The following is a 16,253-nucleotide window of genomic DNA, read 5'->3' on the forward strand; positions in this document are numbered from 1 at the left end:
CTCCGGGCGGAGTAAGGCGGCGCAAATGGTAAAGAAAAAGCCCACACCTGACAACCGGTTATTCCCCGGCCAGAGTCGCTAAACGCCTGATTTGAACACAAAAAAGCCCAGCATTGCTGGGCTTTTTTGTGAACAGCTGTTGTAAAGCTTAACGCTTGGAGAACTGCGGACGACGACGCGCCTTGCGCAGACCCACTTTTTTACGCTCAACTTCACGCGCATCACGGGTTACGTAACCGGCACGACGCAGCTGACCACGCAGCTCACCGTCGTATTCCATCAGCGCACGGGTGATACCGTGACGGATGGCGCCAGCCTGACCGTTGTTGCCGCCACCGCTTACGGTAACCAGCACGTCAAACTTGTCGCTCACTTCGATCAGTTCCAGCGGCTGACGAACGACCATCTGGTTGGTTTTACGACCAAAGTAAACATCCAGCGGGCGGCCATTAACAGAAATCTTGCCACTACCCGGACGCAGAAAAACGCGAGCGGAAGAGGTCTTGCGGCGACCGGTTCCGTAGTTGGTTTCTACAGTTGCCATCAATAAACCCCTTAAATTTCCAGCTGCTGCGGCTGCTGAGCGGTGTGAGGATGCTCAGTACCGGCGTAAACTTTCAGTTTGCGGAACATGGCGCGACCCAGAGGGTTACGCGGCAACATGCCCTTCACCGCCTTCTCAATGATCATTTCAGGCTTTTCAGCCTGCAGAGTGGAGAAGTTGGCTTGTTTCAGGCCACCCGGGTAACCGGTGTGACGGTAGTACATCTTGTCATTTGCCTTGTTACCGGTAACGGCCACTTTATCGGCATTGACTACGACGATGTAATCACCGGTATCGACGTGTGGAGTAAACTCCGGCTTGTGTTTACCGCGCAGACGGCTGGCGACTTCGGTCGCCAACCGACCCAGCGTTTTGCCGGAGGCGTCTACCACATACCAGTCGCGCTTTACGCTTTCCGGTTTTGCGCTGTAGGTCTTCATGGAATTCTGCCCTAAATTCAATATGTTACGGGTAGCAAACACCCGCCGGCGACAGTTCCGCCGGGCAAGAGAGCGCGAATTCTACCCAAGCCCCCCACAGAACACAAGCGGTTCAGGGGCTTTTGTTGTCATGTCGTTTACTGCCTGACTGCAGGTCAGTTCCCACCATTGTGCCGCAACGGGCAGCATGATGAGATTGGCGCCTATTCTACCCGTGCCTACCGGCCCCTTTGCAAGGAGTACACCATGGAATACCGCCGTCTTGGACGCACTGACCTCAACATCAGCAGCCTGTGCCTGGGTACCATGACCTGGGGAAGCCAGAACACTGCAGATGAAGGCCATGCCCAGATGGACATGGCGCTGGATCACGGCATCAATTTTTTTGATACCGCGGAGATGTACGCGGTGCCGGCCAGCCCGGACACCTCATTCCGCACAGAAACCATCATTGGCGAGTGGTTCGCCCGCACCGGCAACCGCAACAAGGTGGTCCTGGCCACCAAGGCCGCCGGCCCCGGCGACTATGTAAAGCATATACGCGGCGGCCCGCGTTTCGACCGCCCCAGCCTGCAAAGTGCCGTAGAAGGCAGCCTCAAGCGCCTGCAGACCGATGTGATCGACCTTTATCAGCTGCACTGGCCGGAACGCACTACCAACTACTTTGGTCGGCTGGGCTACAAGCATCGTGACGGCGAGGACGGCATCGCCATCAGCGAAACGGTGGCCGCCCTCAAGGAACTGGTAGAGGCGGGCAAGATCCGCCACTGGGGTCTTTCCAACGAAACCCCCTGGGGCACCATGACCTTTCTGCGTGAAGCCGAAAAGATTGGCCTGGCCCCGCCGGCCAGCATCCAGAACCCCTACTCCCTGCTCAACCGCAGTTTCGAAGTGGGTCTGGCAGAAATCGCGCATCGAGAAGCCGTCAGCCTGCTCGCCTACTCGCCCCTGGCCTTCGGCATGCTGACCGGCAAATACCGCAACAACCAATGGCCCAAAGGTGCCCGGCTGACAGAGGTCAAACAATTCAGCCGCTACACCAACGACCAGGCCAGCGCTGCCACCGAGGCCTATTGTCAGCTGGCAGAGGAACGCGGCCTGAGCCCGACCCAGCTGGCATTGCAGTTCGTAACAACCCGCCCCTTCGTTGCCAGCAATATCATCGGCGCCACCAGCCTGTCTCAGCTGGAGGAAAACCTGAAGAGCGTGGACCTGCCCTGGGACCGGGACCTGGAAAAAGCCCTGGAGGCTATCCACGCCCGCTTCCCCTACCCGGCCCCCTGATATCAGGCAAGCCGCCGCGCCCAATGCCCGGGCGCGGTGCGTCACACCTGAAGGCCTTACCCTCGACTGTAGGAGTTCCCATCCTGGGGACGAACCAAGCGCAGCGAGGCGACAGCGCTTTCAAAAACCCTGTTCTTCCTGAAACCTGTCGAGCGCTGACATCCCTGATCGTCCTGCGGGCGATTTCCACGCTAGCGCGTGGTTCGCGCCTCAAAAAGTGTTATTCGCTTCGCTCACCCTTCGGGCCGCACGGAAATACGTGCGTTACTCCGCTACGCTCCGTTCCTACAGCAGCTCCGGAGCTACCAAGCGACCCGCATAGAACCGTTGACGATACAGTCTGTCTCATGCAATGTTAACGGCGTTAACTTTGGCAAATGAGAAACCATGGCACGCACGGCTTACCACCACGGCGACCTTTACCAGCAAGCCCACGAGCAAGCCCTGGCCATTGTTCGTGAGCAGGGCGACAGCGCTATCAGCCTGCGCGCCCTGGCCAGGCAGATCGGCGTCAGCACGCCGGCGCTGTATCGCCACTATGCCGACCGGGAAAGCCTGCTGGCCGAACTGGCGATCAGCGGTTTCCAGACCCTGCGTCAGCATTTGCTGGCCGTGGACCAGCAAGACAGCCGCAGCGCCCTGATCGGCATCGGCCTGGCCTACGTGGCCTTCGCCCGGGAGGAACCTAACCTCTACCGACTCATGTTCGGCGGGCGAGTGTTGCCGCGCGGCGCTCACCCGCGACTGGATCAGGCCGGGCTAGCGGCATTCCAGGTACTGGAAGACACCGTGGCAAACGGTCAGCAACGCGGTTACCTGAAAGCCGCCCCCCTGGCCCTGCTTACCGCCGCCGCCTGGTCCCTGGTGCACGGGCTGTCGCAACTGACCATCGACGGCCACCTGCCCGGCCCTGACACCGAACCGCAATTGGCAGCAGGCATCACCGCCCTGCTGCTGGATGGCAGCATTGAACGTTCCAGCAAGGAGCCCACCCCATGAGCAACCCCACACCGAGCACAATCCGCGTTGGCCGACGTTACCGGGCCAACCGGCTGGACGGCCCCTATGACGCCATCGTCATCGGCTCCGGTATCGGCGGCCTGACCACCGCCGCCTGCCTGAGCAAACTGGGCAAGAAAGTTGTCGTGCTGGAACAGCACTATACCGCCGGCGGCTTTACCCACAGCTATGACCGCAACGGCTACGAATGGGATGTGGGCGTGCATTACATCGGCGACATGGGCGCCAAACACACCCTGGCCCGCCGCCTGTTCGATTACGTCACCGACAGCAAACTGCAATGGGCGGCCATGGACGATCACTACGACCGCCTGTTCATCGGCGATCGCCAGATCGATCTGGTCGCCGGGCCCGAGGCCTTTGCCAAGGAACTGAAAAGCCAGTTTCCCGGCGAAGAGCAGGCCATCGACAGCTATCTGGATTATCTCTCCCAGGTGGCCAAGGCCATGCCCGGGGTCACCCTGGCCAAGGTACTGCCAAACCTGCTGGCCGGCCCGTTCCGGTATCTGGCCCGCCGCAAGGCCCCCGACTTTCTCAACCGCACCACCCGGGACGTCCTGGAAACCCTGACCGGCAACCAGGAACTGATCGCCGCCCTCACCGGCCAGTGGGGCGACAACGGCCTGGTGCCCGATGATTCCAGCTTTATCATCCACGCCCTGATTGCCCGGCACTACCTCTACGGCGGCTATTACCCGGTGGGCGGCGCCTCGGAAATGGCCAAGACCATTATTCCGGTGATCCAGCAAGGCGGTGGCGAAGTCTTCACCTATGCGGACGTGAAAGAGATCCTGGTCGAAAACGGCAAGGCAGTGGGCGTGCGCATGGCCGACGGCCACGCCATCCACGCCCCCGACGTAATCAGCAACGCCGGGGTCTTCAATACCTTCGGCCCACTACTGCCGGATCACGCGCCCCACAAGGCGTTCTACCAGAACAAACTGGGCCAGGTGCAACGCTCCATGGCCAGCGTCTGTCTGTATATCGGCCTGCAGGACACGGCGGAGAACCTGGCGCTACCGAAAACCAACTTCTGGATTTACCCGGGCGCGGATTACCGCGGTCAGGTTGAGAATTTTCTCGCCGCCCCGGACAGCCACGATATTCCGCTCACCTATATTTCCTTTCCCTCCGCCAAGGACCCCAGCTTCGCGGCGCGCTACCCGGGCCGGGCCACCATCGAGATCGTGGCACCGGGGCCGTTCGAGTGGTATCAGGACTGGGCAGACAAGCCTTGGGGCAAACGCGGGGAGGAGTACGAGGTAAAGAAGGAAGCCTATGCCCAGCGTCTGCTGGAAAAGCTCTATGAAAAAATGCCCCATCTGCGCGGCAAGGTGGATTACTACGAACTGTCCACGCCGTTATCCACGGACTATTTCTGCCGCTACAGCAGCGGCGAGATCTACGGGCTGGATCACACGCCACAACGGTTCGAGCAGGACTGGCTGAAACCGAAGACCCGCCTGCCCGGCCTGTACCTGACCGGCCAGGACATCATGACCTGCGGCGTGGTCGGCGCCATGATCGGCGGCCTGCTCACCACCGTTGCCGTGAGCGGCCTGAAAGGCCTGCCGCTGGCCAAGAAAATGTTTGTGGGGTAATGCATGCACCTGCCCTTCTGGCTCAGTGTCACCCTGCTCGCACCGCTACTGGTGTGGCAGGGAAAACAGACCCGCCGCACCACCCCGCGCCTGCCAGAGGCCGGCGGTGAGCCGCACGGCCAGTACGGTGACGGCGAGCCGGCACTACGGTTGCTGGTGATTGGCGAATCCACCGCGGCCGGGGTAGGCGTGGCGCATCATCAAGATGGCCTGGCCAGCCAACTGGCCCGGCAGTTACAGCAGCAAAGCCGGCACACCATTGGCTGGCACAGCCATGGCATTAACGGCATCCGTTTGAGCGGTCTGCTTGATCACCTGAAAACCGCCGAGCTGCCGGCGGTGGATGCCGCTCTGCTCAGCATGGGCGTCAATGACACCACCGGCCTGACATCCAGACGACGTTACCGCGAGCAACTGCTGATACTCGCTGGTGGACTGCCAAAGCCGCTCTACCTGCTCAGCGTGCCCCCCATGCACCGCTTTACCGCCCTGCCCTCCCCCCTGCGCCAGCTGCTGGGCTGGCGGGCCAGACAACTGGATGCCATCCAGCAGCAACTGGCCCGGGATCGTCCCGATGACTTTATCTATCTGAGCTATCCGCCAATGAACGACCCGGCCCTGCTGGCCGAAGACGGCTACCACCCCGGCATCAAGGGGTATCAGGCCATGGCTACCGCGCTGGCACCGGCCATTGCCGCAAAACTGCTGACATGGAAAGAAACGTAGGGTGGCGTAGGGTGAATTAGCCTAAGGCGTAATCCACCTTTCGGCAGCGACGGCACGGAATTCAAACATGGTGGATTACGCTTAGGCTAATCCACCCTACATTGCCGGAAAGGTTTGGCTGGCGCTTGCGGGCGCATAGCGAACATAAAAAAAGGCCCTGCTAGCAGGGCCTTTTTTGTTGGAACGCGGCAAGGGATCAGAAGCGGTAGCTGAGCTGCGCGCCAATTACATCCGCATCCAGTTCGTAGGTACCTTTCAGCGGTACACCTTTGTCCACACGGTTGATATCCGCATCTTCCACAAAGATATGCGCATAACCCACGTCGATGGTCATATTCTCCACCGGAGTGAAGCCAGCACCAAGAGTCACCCAAACGCGGTCTGAATCCGGAGAGATCGCCGAACGGTTATCGGTACTCTGCGTAGCCTCTTCTTGTGCAACACCGGCACGCAACACCGTGGTCTCATTCATGGCGTGACGAACACCAAGGGAGTAACGCACGGTATTTTCCCAATCGAAGCTTTCTACTGCCGGATTCGGTAGAGGTGCAGGCCCGGCGTGGTCAATTTCCAGCTTGTCCAGGCTGCTCCATTCCATCCATTCAACACCCATCAGGATTTGGGTGCGATCAGACAGATCACCTGCATAGGAAAGCTGCAGGGAAGCTGGCAGGTCTACGGAAGTTTCACCTTCATAGGTTCCTGCAAGCGGGCCAGCAACTACCGGGTTGAAGGTAATATCGCCTTCCACGTCGTACTCGATCTTGGAGCGATAAGCCACGCCAAAATGGTTATTGTCATCCGGACTGTAAGTCAGCCCCAAGTTCCAGCCATAACCATCATCGTCACCTTCCAGACGCGTGCCAGCATTGCGAATGTCCGCATCCAGACGCTGATAGCTAACACCTACACCCACATTCAGATTATCGGTCAACTGAAAACCCAGTGACGGGTTCACGTTGTAGGTCTTCAGATCCGACTCGGTTGCGTAAAAATCACCACTGCCAGTACCCAGGGGACTGATGGCATTACCCCAGTTATCTTCGTACTCGATCTTGGTACCAAAGGGGGCATTCACCGCCAGACCAAATGTCATCATGTCGCTCACTGGTACAGCGAGGAATGCGCTGCCCACAAACGGTTCCACATCATCAAAATCTCCCGGTGCATTACCGAAAGGCGTTGTGGAGGCATCACCTTTGAAAGTGGTATCGACCCACACCTGATGAACCGCAGCAGAAAGCTCTGCCTGTTTCAGCCCTGCCAGGGTAGCCGGGTTGTACCATTGGTTAGAGGCGTTCTCGCTCAGCACACCGGCACCGGCATAGGCGGTACCCAGAGCGGACACGGATTGATAAGACACGGAAAAGCCACTTGCCGCCGCGTGCCCGGCAACCAGGCTCAATGCGGAACCGACAAGAACGGCACCTGTTTTTTTCATGATTTCTCTCCCTCTTCCTCGCAAAGTAGTGCTGTCGAAATGATTAAAAGAACAGCAATCCACTTATACACAATAGGCCGCGATACACGCAAGGAATCCCGTTCACTCAGCCTTTCGTATTAGAAAGAGAAAATAAAAAAAAGGCAGCGAATGCTGCCTTTTTTATTAGCGATCATGCCACCGGCTTCAGTCAGCCAGAACTGCCTTGGCAATAATCGTTTTCATGATCTCATTGGTGCCGCCATAGATCCGCTGTACGCGTGAATCTGCAAACATGCGCGCTACCGGGTATTCCCACATGTAGCCATAACCACCATGCAACTGCACGCACTCGTCGATTACTTCGCACTGCAAATCAGTGATGTAATACTTGGCCGCCGCAGCGGTGGGAATGTCCAGTTCCTTTTTCAGGTGCAGCTCCAGACAGCGATCCACGTAGGCGCGGGCCACTTCCAGCTTAGTGTGCATCTCGGCAATCTTGAACTGGGTGTTCTGGAACGCGGCGACCGGCTTGCCAAACGCCTTGCGCTCTTTCACATAATCAATGGTGTGAGCCAGCGCGGATTCCGCCATGGCCAGACCACCGATGGCAATCCCCAGACGCTCCTGCGGCAGCTCCTGCATCAGGTAGACAAAGCCCATGCCTTCCTCACCCAGAAGATTCTCCGCCGGTACTTTCACGTCCTGGAAGAACAGCTCGGAGGTGTCCTGGGCCTTCATGCCCACTTTCTTCAGGTTAGTGCCCTTCTCAAAGCCTTCAGAGTCGGTTTCCACCACGAACAGGCTGATACCCTTGGCACCTTTGGACGGATCGGTCTTCGCCACAACGATGACGATATCCGCGTTCTGGCCGTTGGTAATAAAGGTTTTGGAACCGTTGAGGATGTAGTGATCGCCCTCTTTCACGGCGGACGTCTTCACGCCCTGCAGATCAGAGCCGGCACCCGGTTCGGTCATGGCGATGGCACCAATCACCTCACCCGTCACCATTTTCGGCAAGTATTTCTGCTTCAGGGCTTCGGAGCCGTTGTGCTCGATGTAGGGGGCCACGATTTCCGTATGCAGGCCCCAACCGATACCGGTCAGGCCCAGGCGGGACACTTCCTCACCAATCACCACACTGTAGAGAAAGTCGGCACCGATGCCGCCGTACTCTTCTTCGACCATGGGGCACAGGAAACCCTGCTCACCCGCCTTCAGCCAGACGTCTTTCGGCACAACACCGGTGTGTTCCCATTCCTCATGGTGAGGCACCGCCTCGTTTTCGAGAAATTTGCGAACGGTATCGCGGAAGGTTTCATGGTCAGAACTGAACAGCGTACGGGGAATCATCAAGCTCTCCGGTATCAGGTTATCAGGGGTGGCCCCGATACCGGGCTCGGCCGGGGCAAAGAATGCCCCATTCTGTTCACTTTCCCTGCTATCGGGCAATGACCGAAATGTTCACCGCCGGACAGCGATGACAATTCCGGCCAATGACGATAGCGGTCTCAGGCCCGGTGCTCGCGACCGAGATACTCGGAGGACTGCATTTCCTGAAGGCGGGAACGGGTTCGCTCGAACTCGAAGTCCAGGCGGCCGCCGGCATAGATATCTTCGATGGGCACTTCCGCGGTAATCACCAGCTTCACAGCCCGATCGTAGAACTCATCCACCAGATTGATGAAACGCCGGGCCATGTCATCCTTGCCGGCGCCCATCTGCTCCACATTGGACACCAGCACGGTATGAAACTCCCGTGCGACTTCAATGTAATCAGTCTGGCTGCGCGGCCCATCACACAGAGCCTTGAATTCAAACCACACCACATCATCAGCGCACATTACCGAGGGGATCTTGCGGCCCTCGATCAGCACATTGCCGTGATCACGGTGACGGGAATGATCCGGTTCCAGGGTATGAAACCGTTCGCGGAGAAAGGCATCAGCGGCCTTGCCCAGCGGACAATGATACAACTCAGCCTGCTCCAGTAGCCGCAGACGGTAGTCATTGCCGCCGTCCACGTTGAGCACCTTGGTGTATTCCTTGAGCAGATCAATGGCCGGCAGGAAGCGCGCCCGTTGCAGGCCATCCTTGTAGAGGCCATCGGGCTCGATGTTGGACGTCGCCACCAGAGTGACGCCATTGGCAAACAACTCGCCCATCAGCCCGGCCAGGATCATGGCATCAGTAATGTCAGTGACGAAGAACTCATCAAAGCACAGCACCCGGGCCTGACTGGCAAATTTACGGGCAATGCTCACCAGCGGGTTCTTCTCCCCCTGGCGCTCACGCATTTCCCGGTGCACCTTCTGCATGAAACGGTGAAAGTGCATGCGGCGCTTTTCCTTGAACGGCAACGCCTGGAAGAACACATCCATCAGGTAGGTCTTGCCGCGGCCGACGCCACCCCACATGTACAGCCCCGTGAGGGTACGGGGCTTGCGGAAACGGGAAAGAAAACCACCACCGACGGGCTCTGCCAGCAACCGGTGATAGAGTTCATCCAGCTCTGCCACCGCCCTTTCCTGGGCGGGGTCCTGGAAGAAATCTTCGCGCTGAAGGTCGGCTTTATACTGCTCAAGAGGCGTCATGGGTCTCGGGGCCTGCTGCTCGGACGGGGCAATGTAGCGTCGCCAAAGGGGACTGACAAGGTTGTCAGCCAGGCAAATGGCTGGCGGCGGCCTCTTTCAGCTCCACCAGCTTGCCATGAAAGAAGTGTCCGCAATCCGGGAACCGAATCAAATCCGGCGCCAAGGGCGTCGTTTCCGCCCAGCGAAACACCTGCTCCGCCGGAACCACTTCATCATCGTCCCCCTGGACCACAGTCACCGGGCAGCCACTCTGCTCGATAGCATCAAAGGGGTAGTGGTGCACTGGCGGCGCCACCAGCAAGAGCTCCCGGGCAGGCATGCCATTGGCCTTGAGTATTTCCGCCCCACGGGCGGCCACAAAACTGCCAAAGGAAAAACCGGCAAGCCACAGAGGCAGATCCGGCCAAGCATGCGTCAGCCAGCTGTGTATCGCCAGCAAGTCCTCGGTTTCACCGATACCGTCACTATAAGCACCCTGGCTCTCACCAACGCCGCGGAAGTTGAAACGCACCACCACTGCGCCCTGGTCCCGGGCCAAACGACTCAGGCTGGTCACCACCTTGTTATCCATGGTGCCACCAAACAGGGGATGCGGATGGCAGACAATGGCGACAAAAGAAGGCGTGTCACTACCCTGTTCCACCACGGCCTCAAGATTGCCCGCCGGCCCGGAGAGACTTTGCCGCTGTTGTGCTGCCATATTTCACCTCTCTCTCGCTTTTCTTGCCCTGCCGACCAGCTGCTGCACCCGGACGCAAAACCTTACGCCGCATCAAGGACTTCAAGAGTATCAACAGTCTCTTACACCTTATACCCTTGGCGACTGCCCGGCACTGTGCTGGAATAGCTGGAATTCAGAAGGAGTATGCCATGGATATGCTGACAACTGGGGTGCTGTGCTTCGCCGCCGGCGTGGTAGTGGGCGCAGGATTACTGTTCTGGTTGTTACCGGCACGGCGTCAGGCCGGCCAGTTGATTCGTGATCGCGACGAGGCCCGCCAGGCCCTCAATCATTATCGTGATCAGGTGGATGACCATTTCCTGCACACCGCAGAGCTGGTCAACGATATGACGCAGGCCTATCGCTCCGTCCACGAACACCTTTCCAAAGGCGCTCAGGCACTGTGCTCCGAAGTCGGTCGCAAACGGGCGGTGGCGAAATCACTGGATTCCGCACCGCAAAAAGGCAGCGATGAAGCGGTGGCTCCGCCGCTGGACTATGCCCCCAGCGCCAAAGGCGGCACCCTCGCCGAGGATTTCGGCCTGCAACAGAAAGCCACCGGGCCTTTCACACCGGTCGATGTGGCAGACAGCCCTGCACCTGACAACATCGTGGAGCCGCCTCGTGACTATGCGGAAGGCTGCGACGAACAGGGTTGCCCGCCAGAAGAAAAGAAATGAGAGGAAACTGACAGACAACAGACTTCCTGCGGCACGCCGAACGCACCTTACCGCATCACTCGGTTACGGTTTTCGCTTGTCGCTGAATCAAAAAGCCCGCTTGCGCGGGCTTTTTTGATTACCTTGGCCGGGGTTTCACCGGGCAGGTTACCCAGCGGCTCCTCACAATGAACTACTGAAACGTGTCCGCCACCCGCATGGGTACCGGCTCATCTTCCATCACTATCTCCGCCGGCAGTTGGCCAGCCGGGTCACCATCGGCCTGGATCGGTTCGTCCGCGCCCTCGCAGCGAATCTCCACCCGCTGGGCCCGCAAACTGGCAACGCCATCCACCCGCTCCATACGCCCCAGCAACAGCGCGGCCAGGCAACGCAGCAGAAAGCTGACGCCCGGCTTCTGAAACAACAACACCTGTACCTGAGGGCGCAGGATGTTGGCTTCCCGGCTGAGCACAAAGCTGCCGCCGTAATGGCGACCATTGGTGACAATGGCAGAAAAACAGTCCAGCGGACGACCATCCACCATGACCCGGTAATGACGCTGACCGTAACGGCGGATCTGCGCGAGCATGGACTGCACATAGGCCAGCTTGCCGAAGCGCTCTTTCACTGCCAGATTCACCCCGTTCACCACCCAGGCGTCATAGCCGATGCCGCACATCATGATGAAGCGCCGGCCGTTGAGCCGGGCCGGCGTCACCGGCACATTCTTGCCATTGACGACGATCTGAGCCGCCAGCTCCGGCGTTCTGGGCAGCTGCAGCTCTTTTGCCAGCACATTGGCAGTGCCAGTGGCAAAGACGCCCAGGGCCACACCGGGAGCCAGACCATTGAGCACCTCGTTGGTGGTGCCGTCGCCGCCCACCGCCACCACACAGTCGCCCTGCTCGTCCAGGCCCTGCAGGTACTCAATGGCATCGCCAGGCCCACGGGTGTGGTAAAGACGCACGCGGGCACCCTGTTTTTCCAGTTCGGCCACAAAACGGCAAAGCAGTTTCTCCCGACCACCACCGGCGGCCGGGTTATATACAACAGTAATCTTCATGGGATCAGGGTGTTCCTCAGAACCTGTTTCAGGCCGGATTATCGATATCGATAAAGATATGTTCCACACCAAACTGCTCATTGAGCCATTGCCCCAGGGCCTGGACCCCGTAGCGTTCGGTGGCATGATGACCACAGGCGAAATAATGCATGCCGGTTTCCCGGGCAAAGTGTGTGGTGGGTTCGGAAATCTCGCCACTCAGGTAGGCGTCCACACCACGGGTCTGGGCCTTGTCGATAAAGCCCTGGGCACCGCCGGTACACCAGCCGATGGTTTCTATTTCATCGCCCGGGTCCCCCACGTGCAGCGGGGTGCGACCGAGCACCGCTTCCGCGTGGGCGGCAAATTCCGCCGCTGACATGGGGCTGTCCAGCCGCCCCACATTGCCGATGGGGCGCGGGGAATCGTCCAGCCCCCCTTCCACACTGAAACCCAGACGCCGGGCGAGCTGGGCGTTATTGCCCAGGGTCGGGTGCGCATCCAGGGGAAGATGATAGGCAAACAGGTTGATATCGTGACGCAACAGCGTCTGCAGGCGTTGTTTTTTCATGCCTCGCACCCGCTGATTCTCGCCCTTCCAGAAGTAGCCATGGTGGACCAGAATGGCGTCCGCCTCTTCCACGATTGCGGCATCAATCAAGGCCTGGCAGGCGGTAACCCCGCTGACCACCCGCCGGATCTGCTCGCGGCCTTCCACCTGCAATCCATTGGGACAGTAATCCTGAAAGTGATCCGCAGCCAGCTCCTGGTCGAGCAAGGTCAGCATGTAATCGCGCTTGAGCATGACACCTACCGGGCAATGATCTGATAATATTGCGCGCAGTTTACCTATCCAGACCCGCGCTTGTCTCGTTCGCACCCCGTCTCGTCGGCTGCACCAGGCAATAGCACGGGCCAAAGCAAGCGCATGGGGGCATTGTCGGTGATCAGAGCCTTTCGTTTTTTTGCCGGACCGATCCTGGCGGGCCTGGCCGTGGGCCTGGCCGTGCTGTGGTGGTACGAGTGGGGCCCCAATTCCCGCCCCGGCCGTTATGACAGCGGTACCGCCAGCTATGCCGGCGCGGTCAATCACTCCGCCCCGGCGGTGGTCAATATCTACACCACCCAGATTCTCGCCAGTGAGGATGTGCCTGAAGATCCGCTGTTCAACCGCTTCATGGAAGAACCCCGCCGCGAACGGGCGCTGAACAGCCTGGGCTCCGGGGTGATTGTGGACGACGAGGGTTATATCCTCACCAGTTATCACGTGATCCGCGATGCGGACGAAATCCTGGTGGCCCTGCGCGATGGCCGCGACGCCCCGGCACGGGTGGTCGGCACTGACCCGGAAACCGATCTGGCGCTGCTCCATGTGGCGCTGGAAGACCTGCCGGAAGTGGAACTCAATGGTAACGGCCCGGTACAGGTGGGCGATGTGGTACTGGCCATCGGCAACCCCTTGGGCGTGGGCCAGACCGTCTCCATGGGCATTGTCAGCGCCACCGGGCGCAGCCATCTGGGCATTGCCACCTTCGAGAACTTCATCCAGACCGACGCGGCCATCAACCGGGGCAACTCCGGCGGCGCCCTGATCGACACCCGCGGCCACCTGATCGGCATCAATACCGCCATTCTCTCTGCGGATGGCAGCTGGCAGGGCATCGGCTTCGCCACCCCGGCCTCCATTGCCCGGGAAGTGATGCGCGACCTGATCGACCATGGTCGGGTGATTCGCGGTTATCTGGGCGTCACCGTGCAGGATATTACCCCGTCCCTGGCCGAGACCTTCGGCATGGACCAGGTGCGCGGCGGAGTGATCACCGAAGTGGTCATCGACAGCCCCGCCCACAAGGGCGGCCTGCAGCCCGGCGACGTCCTGGTAGGCATCAACGACACCGCCATGGCCGACGGCTATGAAGCCATGAACCGTATCGCCGGCATGAAACCGGACGAGAAAGTCAGCCTGAACATCGTCCGCAATCGCCAGCCGCTGACCGTAGATGTGGTGATTGGCACACGGCCGCCGGCGGAAACAGAATGACTAAAGTGAACAGTGAATAGTTAACAGTGAACAGCGGCGCGACAGCCCGCTGGTTTGATCTGAAACGCAAGAGGCCGCGCCCAAGCGATGGGCGCGGCCTCTTGCGTTTCAAAGACAGACAAACGCTGCACGCGTCGCTGTTAACTATTCACTATTAACTGTTAACTGCCTTCAAAGCCCTTCCACCCCGCTCAAGCTTTCCCCCGCCGGATAACGTATCTCAAAGCCCTGCTTGAAGCTTTCCTCTCCGCCGGCGGACAGGGTGAATTGCCAGCGTTGCAGACCCTTCACATCGTCCACATCGCGATCATCGGCAGCCTTGCCCTTGGCGGTGACGGTAATGTCGTCGTTGCCGGCCACCGGCAGGCGGTCCAGCAGGTTCACCGTGATCGGCTTGTCGTAGTGGGAGGTGAGGGTAATGTTCTTCAGGGCCGAGAGGGTGCTTTCCTTGCTGATCAGGCCGGTCTCGCCTTCCCGGGAAGGCTCGCGGACCACGGCAATCTGCAGGCGCGGGTCATCGCCGAAGCTCATCTTCACCTGCTCACCCTGCTTGATGCTCTCATGGCGGTGATAACGGGTCAGGCGCTGGCCATCGCGCAGCAGCGTGACACTGCCTGCCAGCCAGGGAAGCGGGCTGGTGTTCTTCCACTCCCCAACCAGTAACACCGCAGGCTGCTGCCAGAGGTAGCTTTCCCGGCTGAGCGTCATCGGCAGCTCGGCCTGCTGATAGGGAACCCGGGCACTGGCGTCGCCACTGGCCAGGGACAGCGGCGCCGACAACGGCACGCGCATATCAAAGCCGTGGGCCACCGGTGCCGGCGCCATTGGCATGGCCTTGGCACTCACCATGTCGGCCTCATACGCCGGCTCCGCCATCACGGCACGCAATGACTGTTTGCGCAGCTCCGGTTGCGGGGTTGCCAGCCGCACGATCCAGGGCTGCGGGTCTGGCAAGTGACGGTAGCCGGCGGGCACCAGGCCCAGGGTCGTGCTGACATTCTGCCAATCCTCACCGGTACGATTCTGGATCTGGGCAACCCCGGTCACCGCGACGGTTTCATTGCTGCTGTTCAGATCCACCCGTAGCTGATTCTGCCAACCGGCCTGGCGGGTAAAATACTGCAGTTTCACTATCGCTGCGGAGGCCTTGCCCGCGCTGACGGCCAGCACCAGTTCACGGCTACGGGTCTGCCCCTGGCCCAGTTGCTGGCGCTGCTGACGCAAGGCATCCAGTTTTTGCTGCTGGTCATGGCGAACCACCGCCCGCTGATTGATGGCCGCCTGACGCGTTTCCACCGCCTTGCCAATGGACTCCCAGGCGCTGGACCACTTTTCTACCGGCACCTGCGCAAACACGGCCTGCCCCTGGGGAGCTTGTCCCATCAGCGATTGCAGATGGTGGATCTGTTGCTGGTCCAACGCATCCGCCGCCTTGGCGGCGGCCATGGTCTGCTCCAGTTCGCGGATGGCCGCATCCAGTTCAGCCCGGCGTGTCGACACATCCGCCTCGGTAATGGCAAAACCCTGCCGCACCCCGGTCAACACCGCATCTTCCACCGCCACCTGCAGGCTATCCAGGTCCAGCTCCGGCAAGCCACTGATGACAAGCTGATGCTCGCCGGCCGGCAAGGACTGGCTGAGAGTACGAGTAAGATGAGCCTGGGAGGGAAACAGCACCGCCTCGGTCACCGGGGCGGTGACGTTGAAATCAGCGGCCAAAAGCGGCGTCGGCAGCAGCGCGCAGGCGAGCAGTAACGTTTTTTTCATTATCGGGGCCTTTCCGTTGGACGATACCTGTTAGTACCGCAGGTATGGGGAAAGGTTCAAGCGGGGAGTCTTGCGGCGCTGGTTGGCGCGATCTCCCTCGTTGTGTGGCAAAAGATTTTTTACCACAGAGGTCACAGAGCTCACTGAGAAAAAGATAAACCCAGGCGGCCCGCGTAGGGTGCACTGAGCCTAAGGCGAACTGCACCGGATGGTTGGGCAATGGTGCAGTTCGCCCTAGGCTCAGTGCACCCTACGCATTCTGTAATGGATGTTTTATCAACGGCGGGATCGCGCCGCCAGCGACGCTCCTACACGAAAGGCTTTCACCACAGGAGCCGAGCCAGCCTTTTTCTCGGTGTGCTCGGTGCCCTCTGTGGTGAGAAAAGAGTTC

At 59.7% G+C, this 16,253-nt stretch carries 15 protein-coding genes; 6 read left to right on the forward strand and 9 right to left on the reverse strand.

What is annotated here, in order from left to right:
- Positions 1-148 precede the first annotated feature (148 nt).
- Complete coding sequence (gene rpsI / locus Q0Y02_RS09285; RefSeq protein WP_062816707.1) at positions 149-544, reverse strand: 30S ribosomal protein S9; 396 nt, start codon at positions 542-544, stop codon at positions 149-151.
- 11 nt (positions 545-555) lie between these two features.
- A complete protein-coding gene (rplM, locus tag Q0Y02_RS09290) occupies positions 556-984 on the reverse strand; it encodes a 50S ribosomal protein L13 (RefSeq protein ID WP_297767167.1) in 429 nt (142 codons plus the stop codon).
- A 246-nt stretch (positions 985-1,230) separates the two neighbouring features.
- Here rplM and Q0Y02_RS09295 point away from each other — a divergent pair, with 246 nt between their 5' ends.
- From Q0Y02_RS09295 to Q0Y02_RS09310, 4 genes are all read left to right on the forward strand, one after another.
- Positions 1,231-2,268, forward strand: a complete 1,038-nt coding sequence (locus Q0Y02_RS09295) for an aldo/keto reductase (RefSeq protein ID WP_297767169.1) — start codon at positions 1,231-1,233, stop codon at positions 2,266-2,268.
- Positions 2,269-2,655: 387 nt separating this feature from the next.
- On the forward strand, positions 2,656-3,267 hold the full coding sequence (locus Q0Y02_RS09300) for a TetR/AcrR family transcriptional regulator (protein ID WP_297767172.1): 612 nt from the start codon (positions 2,656-2,658) through the stop codon (positions 3,265-3,267).
- Complete coding sequence (locus Q0Y02_RS09305; RefSeq protein ID WP_297767174.1) at positions 3,264-4,889, forward strand: NAD(P)/FAD-dependent oxidoreductase; 1,626 nt, start codon at positions 3,264-3,266, stop codon at positions 4,887-4,889. Before Q0Y02_RS09300 ends, Q0Y02_RS09305 begins: the two co-directional genes overlap by 4 nt.
- Positions 4,890-4,892: 3 nt before the next feature.
- Positions 4,893-5,615 carry an SGNH/GDSL hydrolase family protein gene (locus Q0Y02_RS09310; RefSeq protein WP_297767176.1) on the forward strand — a complete coding sequence of 241 codons (723 nt, stop codon included), beginning with the start codon at positions 4,893-4,895 and terminating at the stop codon, positions 5,613-5,615.
- A gap of 196 nt (positions 5,616-5,811) precedes the next feature.
- Here the strand turns inward: Q0Y02_RS09310 and Q0Y02_RS09315 are convergent, their stop codons facing one another.
- From Q0Y02_RS09315 to Q0Y02_RS09330, 4 genes are all read right to left on the reverse strand, one after another.
- Positions 5,812-7,056, reverse strand: coding sequence for an outer membrane protein transport protein (locus tag Q0Y02_RS09315; protein ID WP_297767178.1), 1,245 nt, complete (start codon positions 7,054-7,056; stop codon positions 5,812-5,814).
- 186 nt (positions 7,057-7,242) lie between these two features.
- Positions 7,243-8,388: an acyl-CoA dehydrogenase family protein gene (locus Q0Y02_RS09320; RefSeq protein ID WP_297767179.1), complete on the reverse strand. Its 1,146-nt coding sequence runs from the start codon at positions 8,386-8,388 to the stop codon at positions 7,243-7,245.
- A 158-nt stretch (positions 8,389-8,546) separates the two neighbouring features.
- Entirely contained in the window at positions 8,547-9,629 is a 1,083-nt protein-coding gene (gene zapE / locus Q0Y02_RS09325; protein ID WP_297767181.1) for a cell division protein ZapE, read from the reverse strand.
- 64 nt (positions 9,630-9,693) lie between these two features.
- Positions 9,694-10,329, reverse strand: a complete 636-nt coding sequence (locus Q0Y02_RS09330) for an alpha/beta hydrolase (protein ID WP_297767183.1) — start codon at positions 10,327-10,329, stop codon at positions 9,694-9,696.
- A 170-nt stretch (positions 10,330-10,499) separates the two neighbouring features.
- Between Q0Y02_RS09330 and Q0Y02_RS09335 the strand changes: the two genes are divergently transcribed.
- Positions 10,500-11,030 (forward strand): YhcB family protein, encoded by a 531-nt coding sequence (locus Q0Y02_RS09335; protein ID WP_297767185.1) that lies wholly within the window; start codon positions 10,500-10,502, stop codon positions 11,028-11,030.
- Positions 11,031-11,202: 172 nt separating this feature from the next.
- Here the strand turns inward: Q0Y02_RS09335 and Q0Y02_RS09340 are convergent, their stop codons facing one another.
- Both Q0Y02_RS09340 and Q0Y02_RS09345 read right to left on the reverse strand, forming a co-directional pair.
- The gene (locus Q0Y02_RS09340; RefSeq protein ID WP_297767187.1) at positions 11,203-12,075 is read right to left on the reverse strand and encodes a diacylglycerol kinase family protein; all 873 of its coding nucleotides are present in this window, start codon (positions 12,073-12,075) and stop codon (positions 11,203-11,205) included.
- 28 nt (positions 12,076-12,103) lie between these two features.
- Positions 12,104-12,859, reverse strand: a complete 756-nt coding sequence (locus Q0Y02_RS09345; RefSeq protein ID WP_297767189.1) for a Nif3-like dinuclear metal center hexameric protein — start codon at positions 12,857-12,859, stop codon at positions 12,104-12,106.
- Positions 12,860-12,997: 138 nt separating this feature from the next.
- Between Q0Y02_RS09345 and Q0Y02_RS09350 the strand changes: the two genes are divergently transcribed.
- Positions 12,998-14,095, forward strand: a complete 1,098-nt coding sequence (locus Q0Y02_RS09350; protein ID WP_297767190.1) for a trypsin-like peptidase domain-containing protein — start codon at positions 12,998-13,000, stop codon at positions 14,093-14,095.
- Between the two features lie 171 nt (positions 14,096-14,266).
- Here the strand turns inward: Q0Y02_RS09350 and Q0Y02_RS09355 are convergent, their stop codons facing one another.
- Complete coding sequence (locus Q0Y02_RS09355; RefSeq protein WP_297767192.1) at positions 14,267-15,862, reverse strand: DUF4139 domain-containing protein; 1,596 nt, start codon at positions 15,860-15,862, stop codon at positions 14,267-14,269.
- Positions 15,863-16,253: the final 391 nt, after the last annotated feature.

This window comes from uncultured Alcanivorax sp., assembly GCF_947258575.1.
In the GTDB taxonomy this organism is placed as follows: Bacteria; Pseudomonadota; Gammaproteobacteria; order Pseudomonadales; family Alcanivoracaceae; genus Alcanivorax.